The organism is Roseovarius sp. MMSF_3359 (genome assembly GCF_030733385.1).
Taxonomy (GTDB): Bacteria; Pseudomonadota; Alphaproteobacteria; order Rhodobacterales; family Rhodobacteraceae; genus Roseovarius.
The window spans coordinates 104,273-123,536 of sequence record NZ_JASHJC010000001.1 but is presented as its reverse complement, the minus strand read 5'-3'; the positions used below and the strand labels follow the sequence as shown (position 1 = coordinate 123,536).

The window sequence follows — 19,264 nt, the reverse complement described above, 5'->3', positions numbered from 1 at the left end:
CCGGAATACTGTCAACTTCTGTCCGAAGCCGCTTTTCCACTCCGCTTTGCTCTGCCATAATGCGTTCCAACCAAGAAAACAAAGAGCAGCGGTATGAACGATCTCCTCACCGGGAACCTTGAACCTACGGATTACGACGCCTCCTCGATCGAGGTGCTTGAGGGGCTGGAACCGGTCCGCAAACGCCCCGGCATGTATATCGGCGGCACCGATGAGCGCGCGCTGCATCACCTGGTGGCCGAAGTTCTGGATAACTCGATGGACGAGGCCGTCGCGGGCCATGCCAACCGGATCGAGGTCGAGTTGCACGAGGATTATGCGATTACCATCCGCGACAATGGCCGTGGCATCCCCGTCGACCCGCACCCGAAGTTTCCCGACAAATCCGCGTTGGAGGTGATCCTCTGCACCCTTCACGCGGGCGGCAAGTTCAGCGGCAAGGCTTACCAGACGTCTGGTGGCCTGCATGGTGTCGGCGCGTCGGTGGTCAATGCGCTGTCGGATTCGATGGTGGTGCAGGTGGCGCGCAACAAGGAGCTTTACGAACAACGCTTCTCGCGCGGCATCCCGCTCGGTCCAGTCGAGAAGCTCGGACCCACGCAGAACCGCCGCGGCACCACCGTAACCTTCCACGCGGACGAACAGATTTTCGGCCACCACCGGTTCAAACCCGCGCGGCTTTTCAAATCCATCCGCTCCAAGGCATATCTTTTCTCCGGCGTGGAAATCCGCTGGAAATCCGCGATTTCCGATGGCGACACCCCGCAGGAGGCCACGTTCCACTTCCCCGGCGGCCTCAGCGACTACCTCAAGGAAACGCTCGGCCCCGCCTCCACCTATGCCGAACAACCCTTCGCCGGCACCGTCGACTTCCAGGAACGGTTCCAGACCCCCGGCAAGGTCGAATGGGCGATCAACTGGACCCCAAGCCGCGACGGTTTCATCCAGAGCTATTGCAACACCGTCCCCACGCCCGAGGGCGGCACCCATGTGGCGGGGTTCTGGGCCGCGATCCTCAAGGGTATCAAGGCCTATGGCGAGCTCGTCAATAACCGCAAGGCGTCGCAAATCACCCGCGATGACCTGATGACCGGCGGCTGCGCTTTGGTCTCGTGTTTCATCCGCGAACCGGAATTCGTGGGTCAAACCAAGGATCGGCTGGCCACGACCGAGGCGCAGCGGCTCGTTGAAAACTCCGTCCGCGACCATTTCGACAACTGGCTGGCGGCGGATACGAAATCCGCGGGGGCCATCCTAGATTTCCTCGTGCTGCGCGCCGAAGAACGCCTGCGCCGAAAGCAGGAGAAGGAGACGCAGCGCAAATCCGCCACCAAGAAACTCCGTCTGCCCGGCAAGCTGACCGATTGTTCGTCGAAGGACCGCGAGGGGACGGAGCTTTTCATCGTCGAGGGGGATTCGGCTGGCGGCTCCGGCAAGGGCGCGCGCAACCGTGAGACACAGGCATTACTGCCGCTCAAGGGCAAGATCCTGAACGTGCTGGGCGCGGCCTCGTCCAAGCTCGGGTCAAATGCCGAGATTTCGGACCTCTGCGAGTCGCTTGGCTGCGGCATGGGCACGCGGTTCAACATCGACGATCTGCGCTATGAAAAGATCATCATCATGACCGACGCGGATGTGGACGGCGCCCATATCGCCTCGCTGCTGATGACCTTCTTCTTTACCCAGATGCGGCCACTGATCGACCACGGACATTTGTACCTCGCCTGCCCGCCGCTCTACCGCCTGACCCAAGGCGCCAAACGCGTTTACGTGGCCGACGATGCCGAGAAGAACGCACTGCTGGAGAAGGGCCTTGGCGGCAAGGGCAAGATCGACGTGCAGCGGTTCAAGGGTCTCGGAGAGATGGACGCCAAGGACCTCAAGGAAACGACAATGGACCCGAAGACCCGCAAACTCATCCGCGTGACCATAGACGAGGACGAACCCGGCGAAACCGGAGACCTCGTCGAGCGCCTCATGGGCAAGAAACCCGAACTGCGGTTCCAGTACATTCAAGAAAACGCGCGCTTCGTGGAGGAGTTGGATGTTTGAAAAGTAAACGAAGAATATCCCGTGTTTTCTATTATGAGGGACTGTCACTTGGGCTGTTACTTGGCTCAATCGTTTTTGGTTTCTTCGAACTGTCACAAAGATTTTTTAATGGCCAATCTTGGGTAGACTCACCTTGGCTGGTTCTATTTCCTGCATTCTTAGCAGCTTATGTAACTTTGCAATCAATATCGGAACAAAGCCGCTTGGCTCAGGACTTGGATATTGAGAAAAACGACCAATTGGAACGAATGGCAAGAGCTGACTTGCCATTAAGCATCAGCGTTCTCAAGAACCTTTGCGATAAGGCTCTAAAGTGGCATTTCGACAGTTCAGAACCTTTCCCAGATTGGTCTGAATTTGAAAGCCCGTTGGAGAAATTGCGAGGCACAATAGCGTATTCCGAGAAAGAAACTGCTGAGTACTTACTAAGAATCATTAGGCACTACCAAGTACTCTTTGCAAGAGGGAGAGAATTAAACGCTGAAGTGTGTGACGCTGCTCTAAATGACCCTGCAAACATCGCTCATAACGAGCATTGGTACAGTGCGATAAATTGGGCAGTACTATCCGCAATGGTTGAAAAAGTCTTTCCCTATGCGCGAGGAAAAGATCAGAGCATTTGTACAGAACCAGTAAATGAAAGAGTGCGTTCCCAGTTTTTTGACATCGTGCATTTTTGGGATGATTTTCCATTCTTGGATGAAGCCATGAAATTGCGGGAAGAAGAGGACCGGTTTGAAATGTCATTCTAAAGCAGGCGTAGGGTGCGTGATTTCACGCACTGTTCCCCACCCTGAGGGCATCGCCTGATCGCGGGCGGAAGCGAAGCGCCCGCCCATGGGGGCGGTCGGGCTCTGCCCGGGCCGCAAGCGCCACGGGCGGGATGTTGGTCCACGAAACCTCTATCACGTGAAGCCGCGCATCGACGGACCGCGGGTTGGCGATCCAACGGTTGTGGTGAGCACTTTATCCCGGCCATAAAGCTCTACACTCAAGACAATGCACCTACGTCAGACAAATCGCCGGCCCTCGCGGGCGGTCCGGCGATGCGCGGCGGCCTGCGGCCTTGACTCCGCGCGAGGTCGTACCATCAACCGAAACGGTAGGTGTGTGCTTGCACGCACCATTCCCCCACCCGACGATGGCGCGACAGGGGCAACGACCACCCCGCCTAGCCCAAAATACAAAGGGGCGCCGGAAGCGCCCCCATCGGTCTTTGCTTATGCGGCCGTTCAGGCCACAGTCGCCATCACGCCCCAAAGGCTCATCATAGTGGCAAAGGCGAAAACGGTTGGCAAAATCACACGGATCATATCAAGGTCTCCTTTCCAGGCAGCCCGGCACCCGGGCTGCGGTGTTGTCCGCAGAGCGTTCTGCCCTGCGATACACATGATCTGGGGAGGCGGGGCTGTAACAAACACCCCTTGGTCCAACACGTCTGGTCACACACGCGCGGGGAGCCGTGAGGGGTGGATCAGAACTCCACACCCTTCTGCGCCTTGATCCCTTGCCGGAACGGGTGTTTGACCACCGCCATTTCGGTGACCAGATCGGCGATCTCGATCAGCTTATCATTGGCGTTGCGGCCGGTGAGGACGACATGGGTCATCTCGGGCTTCTCGGCGGTGAGGAAACTAACGATCTCGTCAATGTCGAGATATTCGTAACGGATGGCGATGTTGATCTCGTCCAGAAGGACCATGCGGTTCTCGGGATTGCGGATCAGTTCCTTGGCCTTCTCCCACCCGGCCTTTGCGGCGGCGATGTCGCGGGATTTGTCCTGCGTCTCCCAGGTGAAACCCTCACCCATGGCGTAGAACTGGCAGAGGTCGGAAAAGTTCTCTTCGATCAGGGTCCGTTCGCCGGTCTGCCACGCGCCCTTGATGAACTGCACCACCGCCGAGGGCATCTCATGCGCGATGCAGCGCAGAATCATCCCAAACCCCGAGGAACTCTTGCCCTTGCCCGGGCCGGTATGGACGATGACAAGGCCCTTCTCGCCGGTCTTGTCTTCCATCATCTTGTCGCGCGCGGCTTTCTTTTTCGCCATTTTCGCGGCATGGCGGGCGTTGTCGTCGGTATCGGCATCTGACATGGCGTATCCTTTCTTGACAAGACGGGGCGCAATGCCGCAGGTGAGGCACACGTTGGTTTCTGTCTTAGGACAGACGAAGAGGGAATGCGATAGGTCAAACGACACGTGACGTGTCAAAGCCGAACCGCAGCCGCCCCCGCGACCGTGACCGGAGAGGGTGCCTAACCACTGGCCTGATGGCTGGGAAGGTGGGTGTGCCGATGGGCCGATGGCCCGGGATCCGCAAGCCGGGAAACCTGCCAGCGTATGAAATGTCACGGGCGAACGGGGTGTTTCGCGTCCGGCTGTTGGATCGCACGTCGCGCTTTCCCTGCTGGCCTCCCCTTTCCGCCGCACTTGAAAGGGATGAAATGGCCGAGGTCGTTGTCACCGTCTGCACCACCTGCCGCGCCGGTCAGGCGACCGACGATGAAGGCCCGCGTCCCGGTGCCCGTTTGTATGAGGCGCTATCCGCAGAAGAGTTGCCCGAAGGTGTGCGCCTGCGCCCGGTTGAATGCCTGTCGGCCTGCAAGCGCGGGTGTTCGATGATCGTGGCCGGGGGTCCGGACCGCTGGACCTATATCTATGGCGACATGGACCCCGACCAACATGTGCCGCAGATCCTCGACGGTATCCGCGCCTATGCCGGTACGCCCGACGGTCTTGTCCCATGGCGCGAACGCCCTGAGGTCTTCCGCAAACAATCCATCGCCCGTATCCCCCCGCAGGAGTAGTACATGTCCAATCTCACGAAAATCCCCGTCACCATCGTCACCGGCTTTCTGGGCTCCGGCAAGACGACGCTCATTCGTCACCTGATGCAGAACCCGCAGGGCAAGCGCCTTGCCGTTCTGGTCAACGAGTTCGGCACCGCGGGCGTGGATGGCGATATCCTAAAGACCTGCGCCGATGAAAACTGCCCAGCGGAAAATATCGTGGAACTGGCTAATGGCTGCATCTGCTGCACCGTCGCCGATGATTTCATCCCGACGATCGAGGCGCTGATGGCGCTGCCCGAGACGCCGGATCACATCCTGATCGAAACCTCCGGCTTGGCCCTGCCCAAGCCGCTTTTGAAAGCGTTCGACTGGCCCGCGATCCGCTCGCGGATTACCGTGGACGGCGTGATTGCGCTCGCCGATGCCGAGGCCGTCGCCGCCGGGCGTTTTGCGCCAGACGAGGACGCGGTGCAGGCGCAGCGTGAGGCAGATGAAAGCCTCGATCACGAAACGCCGCTCTCCGAAGTGTTCGAGGATCAGATCTCCTGCGCCGACATCATCCTGCTGTCCAAGGCCGATCTTGCTGGCGAGGACGGACTGGCCAAGGCCCGCGCGGTGATCGAGGCCGAGGCGCCCCGTACCCTGCCCACCCTGCCGATGACCGATGGCGTGATCGACCCACGCGTCGTGCTGGGCCTTGAGGCCGCCGCCGAAGATGACCTGGATGCGCGTCCCTCGCATCACGATGGCCATGACGATCACGAACATGACGATTTCGAAAGCGTCGTGATCGAGCTGGGCGAAGTCGAGGATGCCGAGGCGCTGAAAGAGGCGATTGTCCGCCTGGCCCGCGAACAGAACATCCTGCGGGTCAAGGGCTACGTGGCGGTCAAGGACAAGCCGATGCGCCTTCTGGTCCAGGCGGTCTCCGAGCGTCTGCGCGCGCAGTTCGATCAGCCTTGGGGTGACACGCCGCGCCGCTCGCAACTCGTGGTGATTGCCGAACATGACGACATCAACCCCGATGCCATCCGCGCGGTCCTGGCCGCCTGATCCATGCATGTCGTCTTTCGCGAAAGCCACGGGTTAGAGGAGACCGACACCCCGCAGGATCTTGGCCAAAGCCCGGCGGATCTGGTGGTGTTGTCGTTCTCCGATAGCGACCTTGGCGCTTTCGCGGCGGGCTGGCACCGGGCGGCAGGCAAATTGCCGACGCTGCGCCTGGCCAATCTGGTCGCCCTGAAACACCCGCTTTCCGTGGACACCTATGCGGAGCAGACCCTGATCGGTGCCAAGGCGGTGCTGGTGCGTCTGATCGGTGGCGAAAGCTATTGGTCCTATGGTCTGGCCACATTGCAGGACATGGCCCGGCGGAACGGCATCGCTCTGGCGATCCTGCCCGCCAATGGTCAGCCCGACGAACGGCTTGATGAGCTGTCGACCTTGCCGGTCTCTACCTTGCGGCGGCTACAGACACTCTGCGATACCGGCGGTGCGGTCGCCATGCAGGCCGCATTGGCGCAACTGTCGCTAGCGGCGGGGCTATATGCCGGGCCGGTGAGTGGCGCGAAGACCCTGCCCGAAGCAGGTTTCTATGCCCCCGGCCAAGGCGTGATCGCGGCCCCGGAGCGGTCCGGCAAACCGCTGGCCTTGGTCAGCTTCTACCGCTCCTACCTCACTGCGGCAGACACCGACGCCATAGACGCCCTGATCGGCGCGCTTGAAGAGCGTGGTTTTGACGCCTGCGGGATCTTCGCGCCAAGCCTTAAGGCCCCGTCCTGCACCGGTTGGCTCAAGGAGCAGGTCGAAACACTCGCCCCGGCTACCATCGTCAACGCCACGGCGTTTTCGGCCAAGGCGGGCGACGGTCAGCCTTCGCCCCTCGACATGGCGGGATGCCCGGTGTTTCAGGTGGCGCTTTCGACCGCACGGCGCAAGGAATGGGCCGAGGCGGAGCGTGGCCTGTCGCCCGCCGATCTGGCCATGCATGTCGTTCTGCCCGAGGTCGATGGCCGTCTTTTCGCGGGCGTGGTGAGCTTCAAGCAACCCGGCAAACGCGATCCCGACCTGGAGTATAGCCGCTTCGCCCACCGCGCCGACGCCGCCCGGATCACCGCCGTCGCCGACCGTGTCGCCGCATGGCATCGCCTGACGGAGCTGCCCAACGGTGACAAACGGCTGGCCCTGGTCCTATCGACCTACCCCGGCAAGACTTGGCAGCTTGCCCATGCGGTGGGGCTTGATGCTCTGGCATCAACCGGCGCCTTGCTTACCGGCCTCTCGCAGGCGGGATACGATATTCCCTCGGTGGCCGACCTCGGCGCTCTCCTGACACAGGAAACCCAAAGCTGGCCGCTCACGGAATACGCAGATGCGCTGGAAAATCTCCCGCAAGCCCTGCGCGACGATCTGACGGATGCCTGGGGCGCGGTCGAGAACGATCCGCTGGTTCGCGACGGCGCGTTCCATTTTCCGGCGATCCGGTCCGGCAAGATCCTGATCGCGTTGCAACCGGAACGCGGTGATGTGACGACCCGCGATGACGACTATCATGACCTGTCGCGCACCCCGCGCCACAGCTACGTGGCGTTTTACCTGTGGCTGCGCGCGCAATCCGACGCGCTTATTCACATGGGCGCGCATGGGACGCTGGAATGGTTGCCGGGCAAATCCGTGGCGCTCTCTGATGAATGCTGGCCCGAGGCGCTGATCGGTTCGACGCCGGTCATTTATCCGTTCATCGTCAACGACCCCGGCGAGGCCGCGCAGGCCAAACGCCGCATCGGGGCCGCCACGTTGGGCCACCTGCCGCCTCCCCTGGCGCAGACCAAACTGCCCGAAGGGATGACCCGGCTCGAAAGCCTGCTGGACGAGTACTCCACCGCCGACGGGCTCGATCCGGCGCGGCGCGACCGGCTGATCGCCGATATCCGCGCCGAAGCGCAGGCCAGCGGGGTCGAGGCCGATCTGGGCCTGCACGATGATGCCTGCGCCGCCGAGGCGATCACCCGCATCGACCGTTTCGTGTGCGACATCAAGGAAAGCCAGTATGGCGAGGGGCTTCATATCCTTGGCACTGGGCAGTGCGGCGCGGCGGAACTGACCGGTATCACCACGGCGCTTTCCGGGCGGTTTGTGCCGCCGGGGCCGTCCGGCTCGCCCTTCCGGGGCCGCGCCGATGTTCTGCCCACAGGGCGCAACCTCTTTACCACCGACCCGCGTGCCGTCCCGTCCCGCGCGGCTCATGCACAGGGCGTCAAACTGGCCGAGGAACTCTTGCGCAAACACCTGCAGGATCATGGCGACTGGCCACGCGGTCTGGTCGTGGATCTCTGGGGTTCGGCCACCATGCGCACGGCGGGCGAGGAGTTTGCCATGGCGCTGCACCTGGCAGGGCTCGCACCGAAATGGGATGACGGATCGGAACGGGTGAGCGGGTTCGAGATCCTCCCGCTGGCGCTGCTGAACCGCCCGCGCATCGACGTGACCTTGCGCGTCTCCGGCCTCTTTCGCGACGTCTTCCCCGGCCTTGCGCAGATGTTCGAAGCCGCCGCCGCCGCCTTGGCTGAGCGGGAAGAGACCGCGCAGGACAACCCCTACCTCGCTGCAACACCGCGCGTTTTTGGCCCACGGCCGGGCCAGTACGGACTCAACATGACCGCTACGCTTGAGGATTACACCGATGCGGGCCGCGCGGCGGCGGGCGAGGCGTGGCTCACCGCGTCATCCTACGCCATTGATGCAGGCGGCGCGATCAGCCCGGCGCGCGAGGCGTTGGAGCTGCGCCTGCAGGGGGCCGATGCCTTTGTGCATCTGCAAGACCTGCCGGAAACCGATTTGCTTGTGGCCACCGACTACGCCGCCCATGAGGCCGGCTTTGCCGCCGCGATGGCCCGGCTCGGGCACACCACCCCGGCGCTGTATCACCTCGATGCGACCCGTCCCGACACGCCCCATGCCCGTACCCTGGGCGAAGAGATCGCCCGTGTGACCCGCGCCCGCGCCGCCAATCCCGATTGGGTCAGCAGCATGATGGAACACGGGTTCCGCGGTGCCGCCGAAGTGGCCGCCACGCTCGATCACATGGCCGCTTTCGCGCATCTGGCAGGGGTGGTGCCGTCGCACCTCTTCGACCTCTACTATGAGGCCACGTTGGGCCACGCCCCGCTGGTGGACTTCATGGCGGCGGAAAACCCGCTGGCGCTTGCAGCGATGCGCGACCGGTTCAACGCGCTGCGCGATGCGGGGCTGTGGCAGACCCGCCGCAACTCCATCGCCGCCGATCTGGAGCGGATTGCATGAGCGCGCCCCGGGTCTATGGCTGGTGTCCGGGCGCCTTGCGCCCGATGATGTCGGGTGACGGGCTTGTGGTGCGCGTGCGTGCGCTGTTGGGGCGTCTGACGCCCGCGCAGGCCAGAGGCATCGCGGATCTGTCGCAGCAATACGGCAATGGCCTAATTGACCTGTCGTCGCGCGCGAATATCCAACTGCGCGGTATGAGCGAGGAGGGTCACCCGACCCTAATCGACGGCCTGCGCGATCTCGACCTGATTGACCGCGATATCGCTGCCGAAACCCGGCGCAACCTCATCGTGCAACCGTTCTGGAAACCTGGTGATGCGACCGAGACGATCGCACGGCACCTGACCGATAAACTGGCGGCTACGGATGCGCCTGATTTACCCGGCAAGTTCGGCTTCGCGGTGGATTGTGGTCCCCGGCCCTGCCTTTCTGCGACCTCCGCAGATATTCGCATCGAGCAGGGCATGGATGGGTTGATCTGCCGCCCCGACGGGGCCCCGACTGGACGACCGGTGACCGAGACCACCGCCGCCGATGCCGCCCTTGCCCTGGCCCGCTGGTTCCTCGACACTGGTGGCGTGTCCAACGGGCGCGGGCGCATGGCCGCCCATATCGCCCGCACCGGCCTGCCCGACGGGTGCGATCAACCGGCGATCACGGCACAACCGGCCCCGGCCCCGGGAAAGGTCGAGGCCGGCGTTCTGGTGGGGTTGGAGTTCGGGCAGATGCGGGCCACCACACTGGCCGCACTGGCGGAACATGGTGCGCTGCGCCTGACGCCCTGGCGCATGGTGCTGATCGAAGGGGCCGACGACGCGCCCGCCTTGGATGACCTCATCACCGATCCGTCCGATCCCCGGCTGCGCGTGACTGCCTGCACCGGCGCGCCGGGCTGCCCGCAGGCCCTGTCGCCCACCCGGGATATCGCCCGGTCACTGGCGGGCCAGACACCGCGGCATGTGCATGTCTCCGGCTGCACCAAGGGCTGCGCCCATCCCGGCCCCGCGGCCCGGACCATCGTTGCAACCGGCAGCGACCGGTTTGACGTGATCCATGACGGGCGTGCCAGTGACACACCGGCCCGCACGGGCCTGACCCTAACCGATCTTCTGAGCGGAGTGCTTTGAATGCCGCATCTCTACGAAACCAATGGCGCCGCGATTTATGCCGAGAGCTTCGCCACCATCCGCGCCGAAGCCGCCCTGTCGTCCTTCACCCGTGACGAGGAAAGCGTTGTCGTGCGGATGATCCACGCGGCGGGCATGGTCGGGCTGGAAGAACATGTGCGTTTCTCTCCCGGCATGGCCGAAATCGCGCGGGCCGCACTGGCCGCTGGCGCGCCGATCCTCTGCGACGCTTACATGGTGTCCGAGGGCATCACCCGCCCGCGCCTGCCCGCCGACAACGAGGTCATCTGCACCCTGCGCGATCCGCGTGTGCCGGAGATGGCAAAGGACATGTCGAATACACGCTCCGCCGCCGCGTTGGAGCTTTGGCGGCCACATCTCAACGGTGCGGTGGTAGCCATCGGTAACGCCCCCACCGCGCTTTTCCACCTGCTCAACATGCTCGAAGATCCCACCTGTCCACGTCCGGCGGCGATCATCGGCTGCCCGGTGGGCTTCGTAGGCGCTGCGGAATCGAAAGAGGCGCTGATGCAGGACCTGCCGGTGCCGTCGATGATCGTGAAGGGGCGCCTGGGCGGAAGTGCCATCACAGTGGCCGCGGTCAATGCGCTGGCCAGTTGGAAGGAATGACCATGGGCAAAGTCACCTGCGTGGGCCTCGGCCCCGGCGATCCCGACCTGATGAGCGTGCGTGCGCACCGGCTCATCACCAACGCGCGTCACGTGGCCTTCTTCCGCAAGAAGGGCCTTTCGGGACAGGCGCGCAAGATCGTTAACGGGATGTTACCCGAGGATGCCATCGAACATGCGATGGAATATCCGGTCACCACGGAAATCCCGGTCAGCGACCCGCGCTACAACAATATCCTTGCCGAATTCTACGAGGACTGGGCCGCACGTCTGGCGGATCTCAGCCAGACCGAAGAGGTGATCGTGCTCTGCGAGGGCGATCCGTTTTTCTTCGGCTCCTTCATGCACCTGCACAGCCGCCTGCGCGGCAAGGCCGAGGTCGAGGTGGTCCCCGGGATCACCGGCATGTCGGGTTGCTGGACCGCGACGGATGTCCCGATCACTTGGGGCGATGACGTGCTGACCGTTGCGATGGCCACCCTCTCCGAAGAGGAGTTGACCGCGCGGGCCGCCAATACGGATGCGCTGGTGGTGATGAAGATAGGCCGCAACCTCGGCAAGCTGCGCCGCGCGCTGACGGCGGCGGGGCGTTTGGAGGATGCCTGGCTGGTTGAACGCGGCACGATGCCCGGTCAGACGGTTCAGCGCCTGGTCGATGCGCCGGAAAAGGTTCCCTATTTCTCCATCGCCCTGGTTCACGGACACGGACGGCGGCCGTGAGCGGTTGGGTTGTCATAGCGGGCCTCGGTCCGGGGGACGCCGCACTTGTCACCCCCGAAGTCCGCGATGCCCTGGCCGAGGCCACCGATGTGGTCGGCTACATTCCTTACGTCCGGCGGGTAACCCCACGCCCGGGCCTGACGCTGCATGAATCCGACAACAGGGTCGAGGTCGAACGCGCCACACATGCGTTGGAAATGGCTGCCGAAGGCAAGCGCGTCGTTGTCGTCTCATCGGGCGATCCCGGTGTCTTTGCCATGGCAAGCGCGCTCTTCGAGGCGCTGGAAGCCGGGCCCGAGGTGTGGTTATCGCTTGAAATTCGCGTCTTGCCCGGGATCACCGCGATGCTGGCAGCGGCGGCGCGGTTGGGCGCGCCATTAGGCCATGATTTCTGCGCCATCAACCTGTCGGACAACCTCAAGCCATGGTCGTTGATCGAACACCGGCTGCGTCTGGCCGCCCAGGCCGGGTTTGCTATGGCCTTCTACAATCCGCGCTCGGCCTCGCGTCCGCATCAATTCGGCGAGGCCCTGGAGATTCTACGCGCGGAATGCGGGCCAGATTGCCTGATCTCCTTTGCGCGCAACGTGTCAAAGGACGACGAGACGCTCACCACCGTCACCCTGGGCGATGCGACACCGGACATGGCCGATATGCGCACCGTCGTGATCGTCGGCAACGCTGATACACGGCGTGTCGGGCCGCATGTCTACACCCCGAGGCGGGCGGAATGATCGAGCCAGTGCAGGATATCCTCAAGCCGCGCGCAGGTGGTGCGTGCTGGCACCTCTGGCCGGTCAATCATCACCACCGGCAGGCCAAGCGCCCGTGCCGCGTCGAGCTTGGCTCGTGCGCCGGAACCCCCGGAATTCTTGGCAATAACGATGTCGATCCGGTGATCGCGCATCAAGGCCTGATCCGCGGACATCTCGAACGGCCCACGCGCAATCACGATGCCTACGTTGACAAACGGCAGCTCGCCCTCGGGCGGATCAACCAGCCGCACCAGGTAATGATGCTGCGCCTTGTCGGCGAAGAGATCCAGGTTCTGCTTGCCAATGGCCAGGAACACACGCACGGGGTCGTCTGGCAGGGCAGCCGCCGCCGCGGCCAGATCGGGAACGTGCCGCCAGTTGTCATCGGGTCCGGCCTGCCACGGTGGTCTTTCAAAGGCCGCAAGCGGCACACCAATCTGCGCGCAGGCGCGCACGGCATTCGCGGTCATTTGCGCGGCAAAGGGATGCGTGGCGTCGATCACCGCCTCGATCTTCTCGGCGCGGAGATAGGCCGCCAGCCCGTCAACACCGCCAAACCCGCCGACCCGCATGGGCAAGGGTTGCGCCACGGGCGATGCTGTACGCCCGGCATAGGAGAAGATCGCGTCATCACCACGCTCGGCCAAGGCCCGCGCCAGGCGCGACGCTTCGCTGGTGCCGCCCAGAACAAGGATGCGTGGCATGGCTGACCCCTGGTTGACCATCATCGGTATCGGCGAAGATGGACCGGCGGGCCTGTCAGATGCAAGCCGTGACGCACTGGCACGCGCCGAAATCATCTTCGGCGGCCCCCGGCATCTGGAACTGGTGGGCGCAGGCGACAAGGGTCGTCCCTGGCCAGTGCCGTTTTCGGTCGATCCGGTGCTGGCACTCGCCGGACGGAAGGTCGTGGTACTCGCCTCGGGCGATCCGTTCTGGCACGGCGCGGGCGGATCTCTGGCCGCACATCTGCCGGCGGAAAGCTGGCGCGCCCTGCCCGCCCCGTCGGTCTTTTCCCTCGCCGCCGCCCGGATGGGATGGCGGATCGAAGAGACCATCTGCATTGGCCTGCATGCCGCGCCGTTCGACCGGCTTCGGCCCGTTCTGGGGCCTTCACAACCCATCATCTGCACCCTGCGCGACGGCACGGCCCCCGCAGAACTAGCGGCCTGGCTCACCGAACAGGGCTTCGGTGCATCCGCCCTGACGGTGTTCGAGGCGCTTGGCGGGCCACGCGAACGGATCAGGTCGGCGAGCGCGGCGGCATTTGACATCGCCGACATCGCAGCACCGGTGTCTTTGGCGATCACTCCCAAGGGTGGCAAATGGCTTTCCCGCGCATCCGGGCTTGCCGATGATCTGTTCGCTCAGGATGGCCAGATCACCAAACGCCCGATGCGGGCGCTGACCCTGTCGGCCCTGGCGCCACGCGCCGGCGAGCATTTGTGGGATATCGGGGCGGGTTCGGGGTCGATTTCGGTCGAATGGGCGCTGTGTGGTGCGGGCTGCACCGCAAGCGCCATTGAGCCCCGCACCGACCGGTTGGATTTCATCCGGGACAACATTCACCGCTTCGGGTTGGGTCATCGGATCACGACTATCGCAGGTCACGCCCCGGACGTACTGGAAAACCTGCCCGCACCGGATGCGGTGTTCATCGGCGGCGGCGCGAATGACGCTTTGTTGAACACGATCTGGGCCATGGTGCCCGCGGGCACCCGGATCGTGGCCAATTCCGTCACGCTGGAGAGCCAGGAATTACTGACCCGCTGGCATCAGGACAAAGGTGGCGATCTCTGGCGCATCGACCTGGCCCAGGCCGAACCCTTGGGCCGCATGCGCGGCTGGAAGGCTTCGCGCGCACAGCTACAGTGGAGCGTGGTCAAATGATCGTGGCCGGGATCGGATATCGCCAAGCAGCTACGCTGGCGGATTTGCAAGCGGCGCTGGCGCTGACCGGGGCTACACCAACGGCACTCGCCAGCGTTGCGGGGAAGGCCGACGGAGAGGTGATGGTGCAACTCGCCCGTAACCTGAACCTGCCGGTCATTGCCGTGACCGAGGAACAGATCGCGGACCTCGACACCGCCACCCAATCGGCGCGGATCAAGGCCCGGTTCGGCACCGGAAGCCTTGCGGAAGCGGTCGCCCTTGCCGGAGCGGGACACGGAGCGGCTGGGGCGATCGCGCACCTGACCGTCCCACGGGTGCAGACCGACAATGGCATGGCCACGGCGGCCATCGCAGAAAGGACAACCACATGACCGTGCATTTCATCGGGGCCGGGCCGGGGGCTGCGGACCTCATCACGCTGCGCGGGCGCGACCTTATCGCGGCCTGCCCGGTCTGCCTCTATGCAGGGTCGCTGGTGCCGGAGGCGTTGCTGGCGCATTGCCCGCCGGACGCCCGGATCGTCAACACCGCACCCCTGTCGCTCGATGAGATCATGGCCGAGATCAGCGCCGCCCACCGCGCCGGCCACGATGTGGCGCGGCTGCATTCCGGCGATCTGTCTGTCTGGTCCGCGATGGGCGAACAACTCCGCCGTTTGCGCGCGGCGGACATCCCTTATGACGTGACCCCGGGTGTTCCGGCCTTTGCCGCCTCCGCCGCGGCGCTCGGTACCGAACTGACCCTGCCCGGCGTGGCGCAATCGCTGGTGCTGACCCGCACCTCGGGCCGGGCCTCGACGATGCCCGATGATGAAACACTCGAAAACTTCGCCGCAACCGGGGCGACGCTGGCCATTCACCTCTCGGTCCATGTACTGGACGACGTGGTGGCCCGCCTGACCCCGCGATATGGCGCCGAATGCCCGGTGGCGGTGGTCTGGCGCGCGTCCTGGCCGGATCAGCGGATCGTGCGCGCGACCCTTGGCAGCGTGATCGACGCAACCGGTGGCGAGCGCGGGCGCACTGCGCTGATCCTCGTGGGACACGCTTTGGGGTCCAAGGAATTTGACGAAAGCTGCCTCTATGCAGGCGACTATGACCGCCGGTTCCGGCCCGTTGGGACCGAGCCGCGATTTCCGGAGGGTACCGAATGACATTTCCCCCAGGCCTGATGATCTCGGCCCCCGCGTCGGGGACGGGCAAAACCACGCTGATGCTGGGCCTGCTGCGGGCGTTGGCCAATCGCGGTGTGACCGTGCAGCCGTTCAAGAGCGGACCGGATTACATCGACCCGGCCTTTCACCTCGCGGCCTCCGGGCGACCTTCCTACAACCTCGACAGTTGGTCGATGAGCCGCGGGATGCTGGGCCACCTGGTCAGCGCCGCGGACGGGGCGGATCTGGCGCTGGCCGAAGGGTCGATGGGGCTTTTCGACGGTGTGGCCATTCCGGGCGAGACCGGCAGCGGCGCGAGTGCCGACATCTCGGCCATGGCAGGATGGCCCGTGGTCCTGATCCTCGATGTCTCCGGGCAGGCGCAATCGGCGGCAGCCACGGCGCTTGGGTTTTCAAAAATGCGCGCGGATGTGCCATTGGCCGGTGTGGTCCTGAACCGCGTGGCCAGCCCGCGTCACGAGACTCTGCTGCGCGCGGGGATGGAGCAGGTTGGCGTGCGTGTCCTGGGCGCGCTGCCCCGGCGCGGCGCGGTCGAACTTCCAGAACGGCATCTGGGCCTTATCCAGGCGGAGGAACAGCCACACTTGCAGGCGCTGCTGGACGAGGCCGGGGCCTTTATCGCCGAAAACCTCGATCTCGATGCGCTGCTCGACGCCGCGGGTCAGACGCAACTGACCTCTGGCGACAAGCATATCGCGCAGCCGCCGGGTCAGCGGATCGCCCTGGCGCGCGACGCGGCATTTTCCTTTGTTTACCCGCATCTTATGGACAGTTGGCGTGCGGAAGGTGCTGAAATCATGACCTTCTCCCCACTTGCGGACGAGGCTCCGGATCCCGATGCGGATGTCTGCTGGCTCCCCGGCGGATATCCGGAACTGCATGCCGGAACCCTGGCCGCCGCGGAAAACTTCCGCACCTCGCTGCAGAGCTTTGCCGAAACCCGCCCGGTGCACGGCGAATGCGGGGGCTACATGGCGATGGGGGTCGGGCTGGTCGACAAGGACGGCATCCGGCACCAGATGGCGGGGCTTCTGGGGCTCGAGACCTCCTACGAGAAACGCAAAATGCACCTCGGCTATCGTCAGGCGACCTTGCATTCCCCGATGCTCGGCCATGACACCGGCACGCGGCTTCGTGGGCACGAGTTTCACTACTCGACCATTCTCGCGCAGCCGGACACGCCGCTTGCGCAAGTCTCGGATTCGAATGGTGTCGAGGTTCCCGAAACCGGATCGCGCCGGGGCAATGCAACCGGCACGTTCTTTCACCTCATTACGGGGGCCACATGAGCGGTTTCGTCTCCTTCGTGTCATCGGGGCCGGGCGATCCCGAGCTGCTGACCGTGAAGGCGGTCAAACGGCTTGAAGCCGCGGATGTGATCCTCTTCGACGATCTCTCCTCGGGGCCGATCCTGTCCTGCGCGCGCGAAGAAGCGGATTTCATCGGGGTGGGCAAACGGGCCGGGCGGGCGTCGCCCAAGCAGGAACATGTGAGCCGCCTGCTTGTCGATCATGCCAGCGAGGGTGGCCATGTGGTGCGGCTGAAATCGGGCGACGCCGGTGTGTTCGGTCGGCTCGAAGAAGAGATCAACGCCTTGCGCGCCGCGGGCATCCCGTTTGAGGTCATCCCCGGGGTTACGGCCGCATCTGCCGCCGCGGCAGCAGCGGCAATCCCGCTGACCCGGCGCGTAACGGCCCGGCGGCTGCAATTCGTGACCGGCCATGACGTTACCGGACAATTGCCCGAAAACCTGAACATGGCGGCACTTGCTGATCCCGAAGCCACGACCGTGGTTTACATGGGCCGGCGAACCTTCGTGGCGATGGCGGATCTGTTGATCGCGCACGGGTTGCCCGCGGACACGCCCGCCCTTCTGGCCGAGGCCGTCTCCACCCCCGCGCAATCGCTCAGCAGCCACACGATCGCAAGCCTGTCGCAATCGCTTTCCGGAATGTCGGGAACCACCCCGGCGCTCATTTTATATGGCCCTTTGGCGCAAGAGGAGGATTGACAGGGCAATCACCGATATGACACGCAAAACAGACGACGGTTCCCCAAGCGACGCCAAGCGTCCGGGGTAAAAGGGAACACGGTGAGGTGTAGCCAACAGGCGCCGATTCCGTGACTGCCCCCGCAACTGTGAGCGGCGAGCGACCCGCATAGCCACTGGGCCCCGGCCCGGGAAGGCGCGGCAAGCACGGACCCGCGAAGTCAGGAGACCTGCCGTCGATGGGCAAAGAGCCCGCCCCAACCGGCCCCCACGCGGGCCATAACATAGTTTCAAAACCGTCGGGGAAGACGGTAAGGAGATCGAAACATGCATATTGAACCCGGTATCGTCGACGGGGCCAAAATCGCCCTGTCTTATGCCACCGCTGCAGGTGCCGCCTCGGTCGGCGCAAAACTCGCGTGGGATACGCTGCGCGAGAATGGCGCGCTTTCCTTCGTCGGTCGTACGCTGATTGCGACGGCGCTGACCTTCGTGTTCTTCGAAGTGCTGCCGCACTACCCGGTCGGGGTCAGCGAAGTTCACTTCATTCTCGGCTCGACCTTGTTCCTGCTTCTGGGTGCGGCACCGGCGGCCTTCGGCCTGGCATTGGGCCTGCTGGCGCAGGGTGTCCTCTTTGCACCTTTCGATCTGCCGCAATACTTCATCAACGTGACCACGCTTCTGGTGCCGCTTTACGGTGTACGCATGCTGGCCAAGCGCATCATCGCGCCGAATACGGCCTATGTGGACCTGAAGTACAGCCAGGCGCTAGCGCTTTCGACCGCCTACCAGGGCGGCGTTGTGGCCTGGGTCGCCTTCTGGGCGCTCTATGGTCAGGGCTTTGGCGCGGAAACACTCGCCGCCGTTTCGACCTTCGGCGCGGCCTACATGCTGGTCATCATCATCGAACCGCTGGCCGATCTCGCCGTTTTGGCCGGGGCGAAAAGCGCGCGTGACCTGACCAAGGGGCCACTTTTCAACACACGCCTGCATGGCGCGGGTTAAGATCCTCTTGATCCTGACGCGGCTCCGGTTTTCGGGGCCGCGTTTTCATTTGCGGTGGGTAACATGATCGCGCTTTCCCTGATCGGTATCGGCACCGGCAATCCCAAACACCTGACGCTGCAGGCGATCGACGCCATGAATGCCTGTGACCTCATCCTGATCCCGCGGAAAGGCGATAACAAGGACGACCTGGCGGAGACCCGTCGCCAGATCTGCGCGCAGGTCCTGAACGAAAACGGCCCCCGGATTTGCGAATTCGATCTGCCCGTGCGCGATGCGGACAACCCGAACTATCGCGCGGGCGTGGATGATTGGCACGACGCCATTGCCGAAACCTGGATGCGGGAACTTCGCAGGGGCCTGCCAGATGGCGGGAGGGCTGGCTTCCTGGTCTGGGGCGACCCATCGCTTTACGACAGCACACTACGGATCGTCGAGCGTCTGAAGGCAAAAATGGAACTCATGCTGGAGGTCACCCCCGGCATCACGTCGATCCAGGCGCTGACCGCGAGCCACGCCATCACGCTGAACGAAATCGGCGCACCGGTCCTCATCACCACCGGGCGGCAATTGCGCGATAACGGGTGGCCCGAGGACGCCGATACAATCGTGGTGATGCTGGATGGCAGCTGCGCGTTCCAGGTGTTGGAACCAGGCCACCTCGACATCTGGTGGTCCGCCTATGCCGGGATGCCACAGGAGGTCTCGATCTCAGGTGCTTTGGGGGATGTGGCCGATGAGATCATCACCCGGCGCAAAGCGTTGAAGGACGAAAACGGGTGGATCATGGATATCTACCTGCTGCGTCGTCGCTCGCGCTAGCC

At 63.9% G+C, this 19,264-nt stretch carries 18 protein-coding genes and 2 riboswitches; of the genes, 16 read left to right on the top strand and 2 right to left on the bottom strand.

Annotation, left to right across the window (positions count from 1 at the left end):
- Positions 1–93: 93 nt before the first annotated feature.
- Positions 94–2,052 carry a DNA topoisomerase IV subunit B gene (parE, locus tag RBB29_RS00550; RefSeq protein WP_306113203.1) on the top strand — a complete coding sequence of 653 codons (1,959 nt, stop codon included), beginning with the start codon at positions 94–96 and terminating at the stop codon, positions 2,050–2,052.
- Positions 2,049–2,804 carry a hypothetical protein gene (locus tag RBB29_RS00545; protein WP_306113202.1) on the top strand — a complete coding sequence of 252 codons (756 nt, stop codon included), beginning with the start codon at positions 2,049–2,051 and terminating at the stop codon, positions 2,802–2,804. Before parE ends, RBB29_RS00545 begins: the two co-directional genes overlap by 4 nt.
- Positions 2,805–3,526: 722 nt before the next feature.
- On the opposite strand, the gene cobO is transcribed toward RBB29_RS00545, so the two are convergent.
- On the bottom strand, positions 3,527–4,147 hold the full coding sequence (gene cobO / locus RBB29_RS00540; protein WP_306113201.1) for a cob(I)yrinic acid a,c-diamide adenosyltransferase: 621 nt from the start codon (positions 4,145–4,147) through the stop codon (positions 3,527–3,529).
- A 36-nt stretch (positions 4,148–4,183) separates the two neighbouring features.
- A riboswitch (cobalamin riboswitch) is annotated at positions 4,184–4,406 on the top strand.
- Between the two features lie 91 nt (positions 4,407–4,497).
- Between cobO and RBB29_RS00535 the strand changes: the two genes are divergently transcribed.
- Genes RBB29_RS00535 through cobJ form a run of 7 tightly spaced genes read left to right on the top strand, consistent with a single transcriptional unit; the run spans position 4,498 to position 12,357 of the window.
- Complete coding sequence (locus RBB29_RS00535) at positions 4,498–4,860, top strand: DUF1636 domain-containing protein (protein WP_306113200.1); 363 nt, start codon at positions 4,498–4,500, stop codon at positions 4,858–4,860.
- Between the two features lie 3 nt (positions 4,861–4,863).
- Positions 4,864–5,898, top strand: a complete 1,035-nt coding sequence (cobW, locus tag RBB29_RS00530; protein ID WP_306113199.1) for a cobalamin biosynthesis protein CobW — start codon at positions 4,864–4,866, stop codon at positions 5,896–5,898.
- 3 nt (positions 5,899–5,901) lie between these two features.
- Positions 5,902–9,147, top strand: a complete 3,246-nt coding sequence (gene cobN, locus RBB29_RS00525; protein WP_306113198.1) for a cobaltochelatase subunit CobN — start codon at positions 5,902–5,904, stop codon at positions 9,145–9,147.
- Complete coding sequence (cobG, locus tag RBB29_RS00520) at positions 9,144–10,274, top strand: precorrin-3B synthase (protein ID WP_306113197.1); 1,131 nt, start codon at positions 9,144–9,146, stop codon at positions 10,272–10,274. The genes cobN and cobG overlap by 4 nt, the downstream gene beginning before the upstream one ends.
- Entirely contained in the window at positions 10,275–10,904 is a 630-nt protein-coding gene (locus RBB29_RS00515; RefSeq protein ID WP_306113196.1) for a precorrin-8X methylmutase, read from the top strand.
- Between the two features lie 2 nt (positions 10,905–10,906).
- Positions 10,907–11,623 carry a precorrin-2 C(20)-methyltransferase gene (gene cobI / locus RBB29_RS00510; protein ID WP_306113195.1) on the top strand — a complete coding sequence of 239 codons (717 nt, stop codon included), beginning with the start codon at positions 10,907–10,909 and terminating at the stop codon, positions 11,621–11,623.
- Positions 11,620–12,357, top strand: a complete 738-nt coding sequence (cobJ, locus tag RBB29_RS00505; RefSeq protein WP_306113194.1) for a precorrin-3B C(17)-methyltransferase — start codon at positions 11,620–11,622, stop codon at positions 12,355–12,357. The genes cobI and cobJ overlap by 4 nt, the downstream gene beginning before the upstream one ends.
- Here the strand turns inward: cobJ and RBB29_RS00500 are convergent.
- Positions 12,333–13,082, bottom strand: coding sequence for a cobalt-precorrin-6A reductase (locus RBB29_RS00500; protein ID WP_306113193.1), 750 nt, complete (start codon positions 13,080–13,082; stop codon positions 12,333–12,335). The genes cobJ and RBB29_RS00500 overlap by 25 nt on opposite strands.
- On the opposite strand from RBB29_RS00500, the gene cbiE reads away from it, so the two are divergent.
- The 7 genes from cbiE (at position 13,081) to cobF (ending at position 19,262) form a co-directional block, all read left to right on the top strand.
- Complete coding sequence (cbiE, locus tag RBB29_RS00495; protein ID WP_306113192.1) at positions 13,081–14,268, top strand: precorrin-6y C5,15-methyltransferase (decarboxylating) subunit CbiE; 1,188 nt, start codon at positions 13,081–13,083, stop codon at positions 14,266–14,268. The two genes, RBB29_RS00500 and cbiE, sit on opposite strands and share 2 nt — an antisense overlap.
- On the top strand, positions 14,265–14,642 hold the full coding sequence (locus RBB29_RS00490; protein ID WP_306113525.1) for a cobalamin biosynthesis protein: 378 nt from the start codon (positions 14,265–14,267) through the stop codon (positions 14,640–14,642). The genes cbiE and RBB29_RS00490 overlap by 4 nt, the downstream gene beginning before the upstream one ends.
- Positions 14,639–15,424, top strand: coding sequence for a precorrin-4 C(11)-methyltransferase (cobM, locus tag RBB29_RS00485; protein ID WP_306113191.1), 786 nt, complete (start codon positions 14,639–14,641; stop codon positions 15,422–15,424). The genes RBB29_RS00490 and cobM overlap by 4 nt, the downstream gene beginning before the upstream one ends.
- Positions 15,421–16,734: a cobyrinate a,c-diamide synthase gene (locus RBB29_RS00480; protein ID WP_306113190.1), complete on the top strand. Its 1,314-nt coding sequence runs from the start codon at positions 15,421–15,423 to the stop codon at positions 16,732–16,734. The genes cobM and RBB29_RS00480 overlap by 4 nt, the downstream gene beginning before the upstream one ends.
- The gene (gene cobA / locus RBB29_RS00475; RefSeq protein WP_306113189.1) at positions 16,731–17,456 is read left to right on the top strand and encodes a uroporphyrinogen-III C-methyltransferase; all 726 of its coding nucleotides are present in this window, start codon (positions 16,731–16,733) and stop codon (positions 17,454–17,456) included. The genes RBB29_RS00480 and cobA overlap by 4 nt, the downstream gene beginning before the upstream one ends.
- Before the next feature lie 19 nt (positions 17,457–17,475).
- Positions 17,476–17,688: riboswitch (cobalamin riboswitch) on the top strand.
- Between the two features lie 74 nt (positions 17,689–17,762).
- A complete protein-coding gene (locus RBB29_RS00470) occupies positions 17,763–18,440 on the top strand; it encodes an energy-coupling factor ABC transporter permease (protein WP_306113188.1) in 678 nt (225 codons plus the stop codon).
- Between the two features lie 63 nt (positions 18,441–18,503).
- Positions 18,504–19,262, top strand: a complete 759-nt coding sequence (gene cobF / locus RBB29_RS00465) for a precorrin-6A synthase (deacetylating) (RefSeq protein WP_306113187.1) — start codon at positions 18,504–18,506, stop codon at positions 19,260–19,262.
- Positions 19,263–19,264 lie beyond the last annotated feature (2 nt).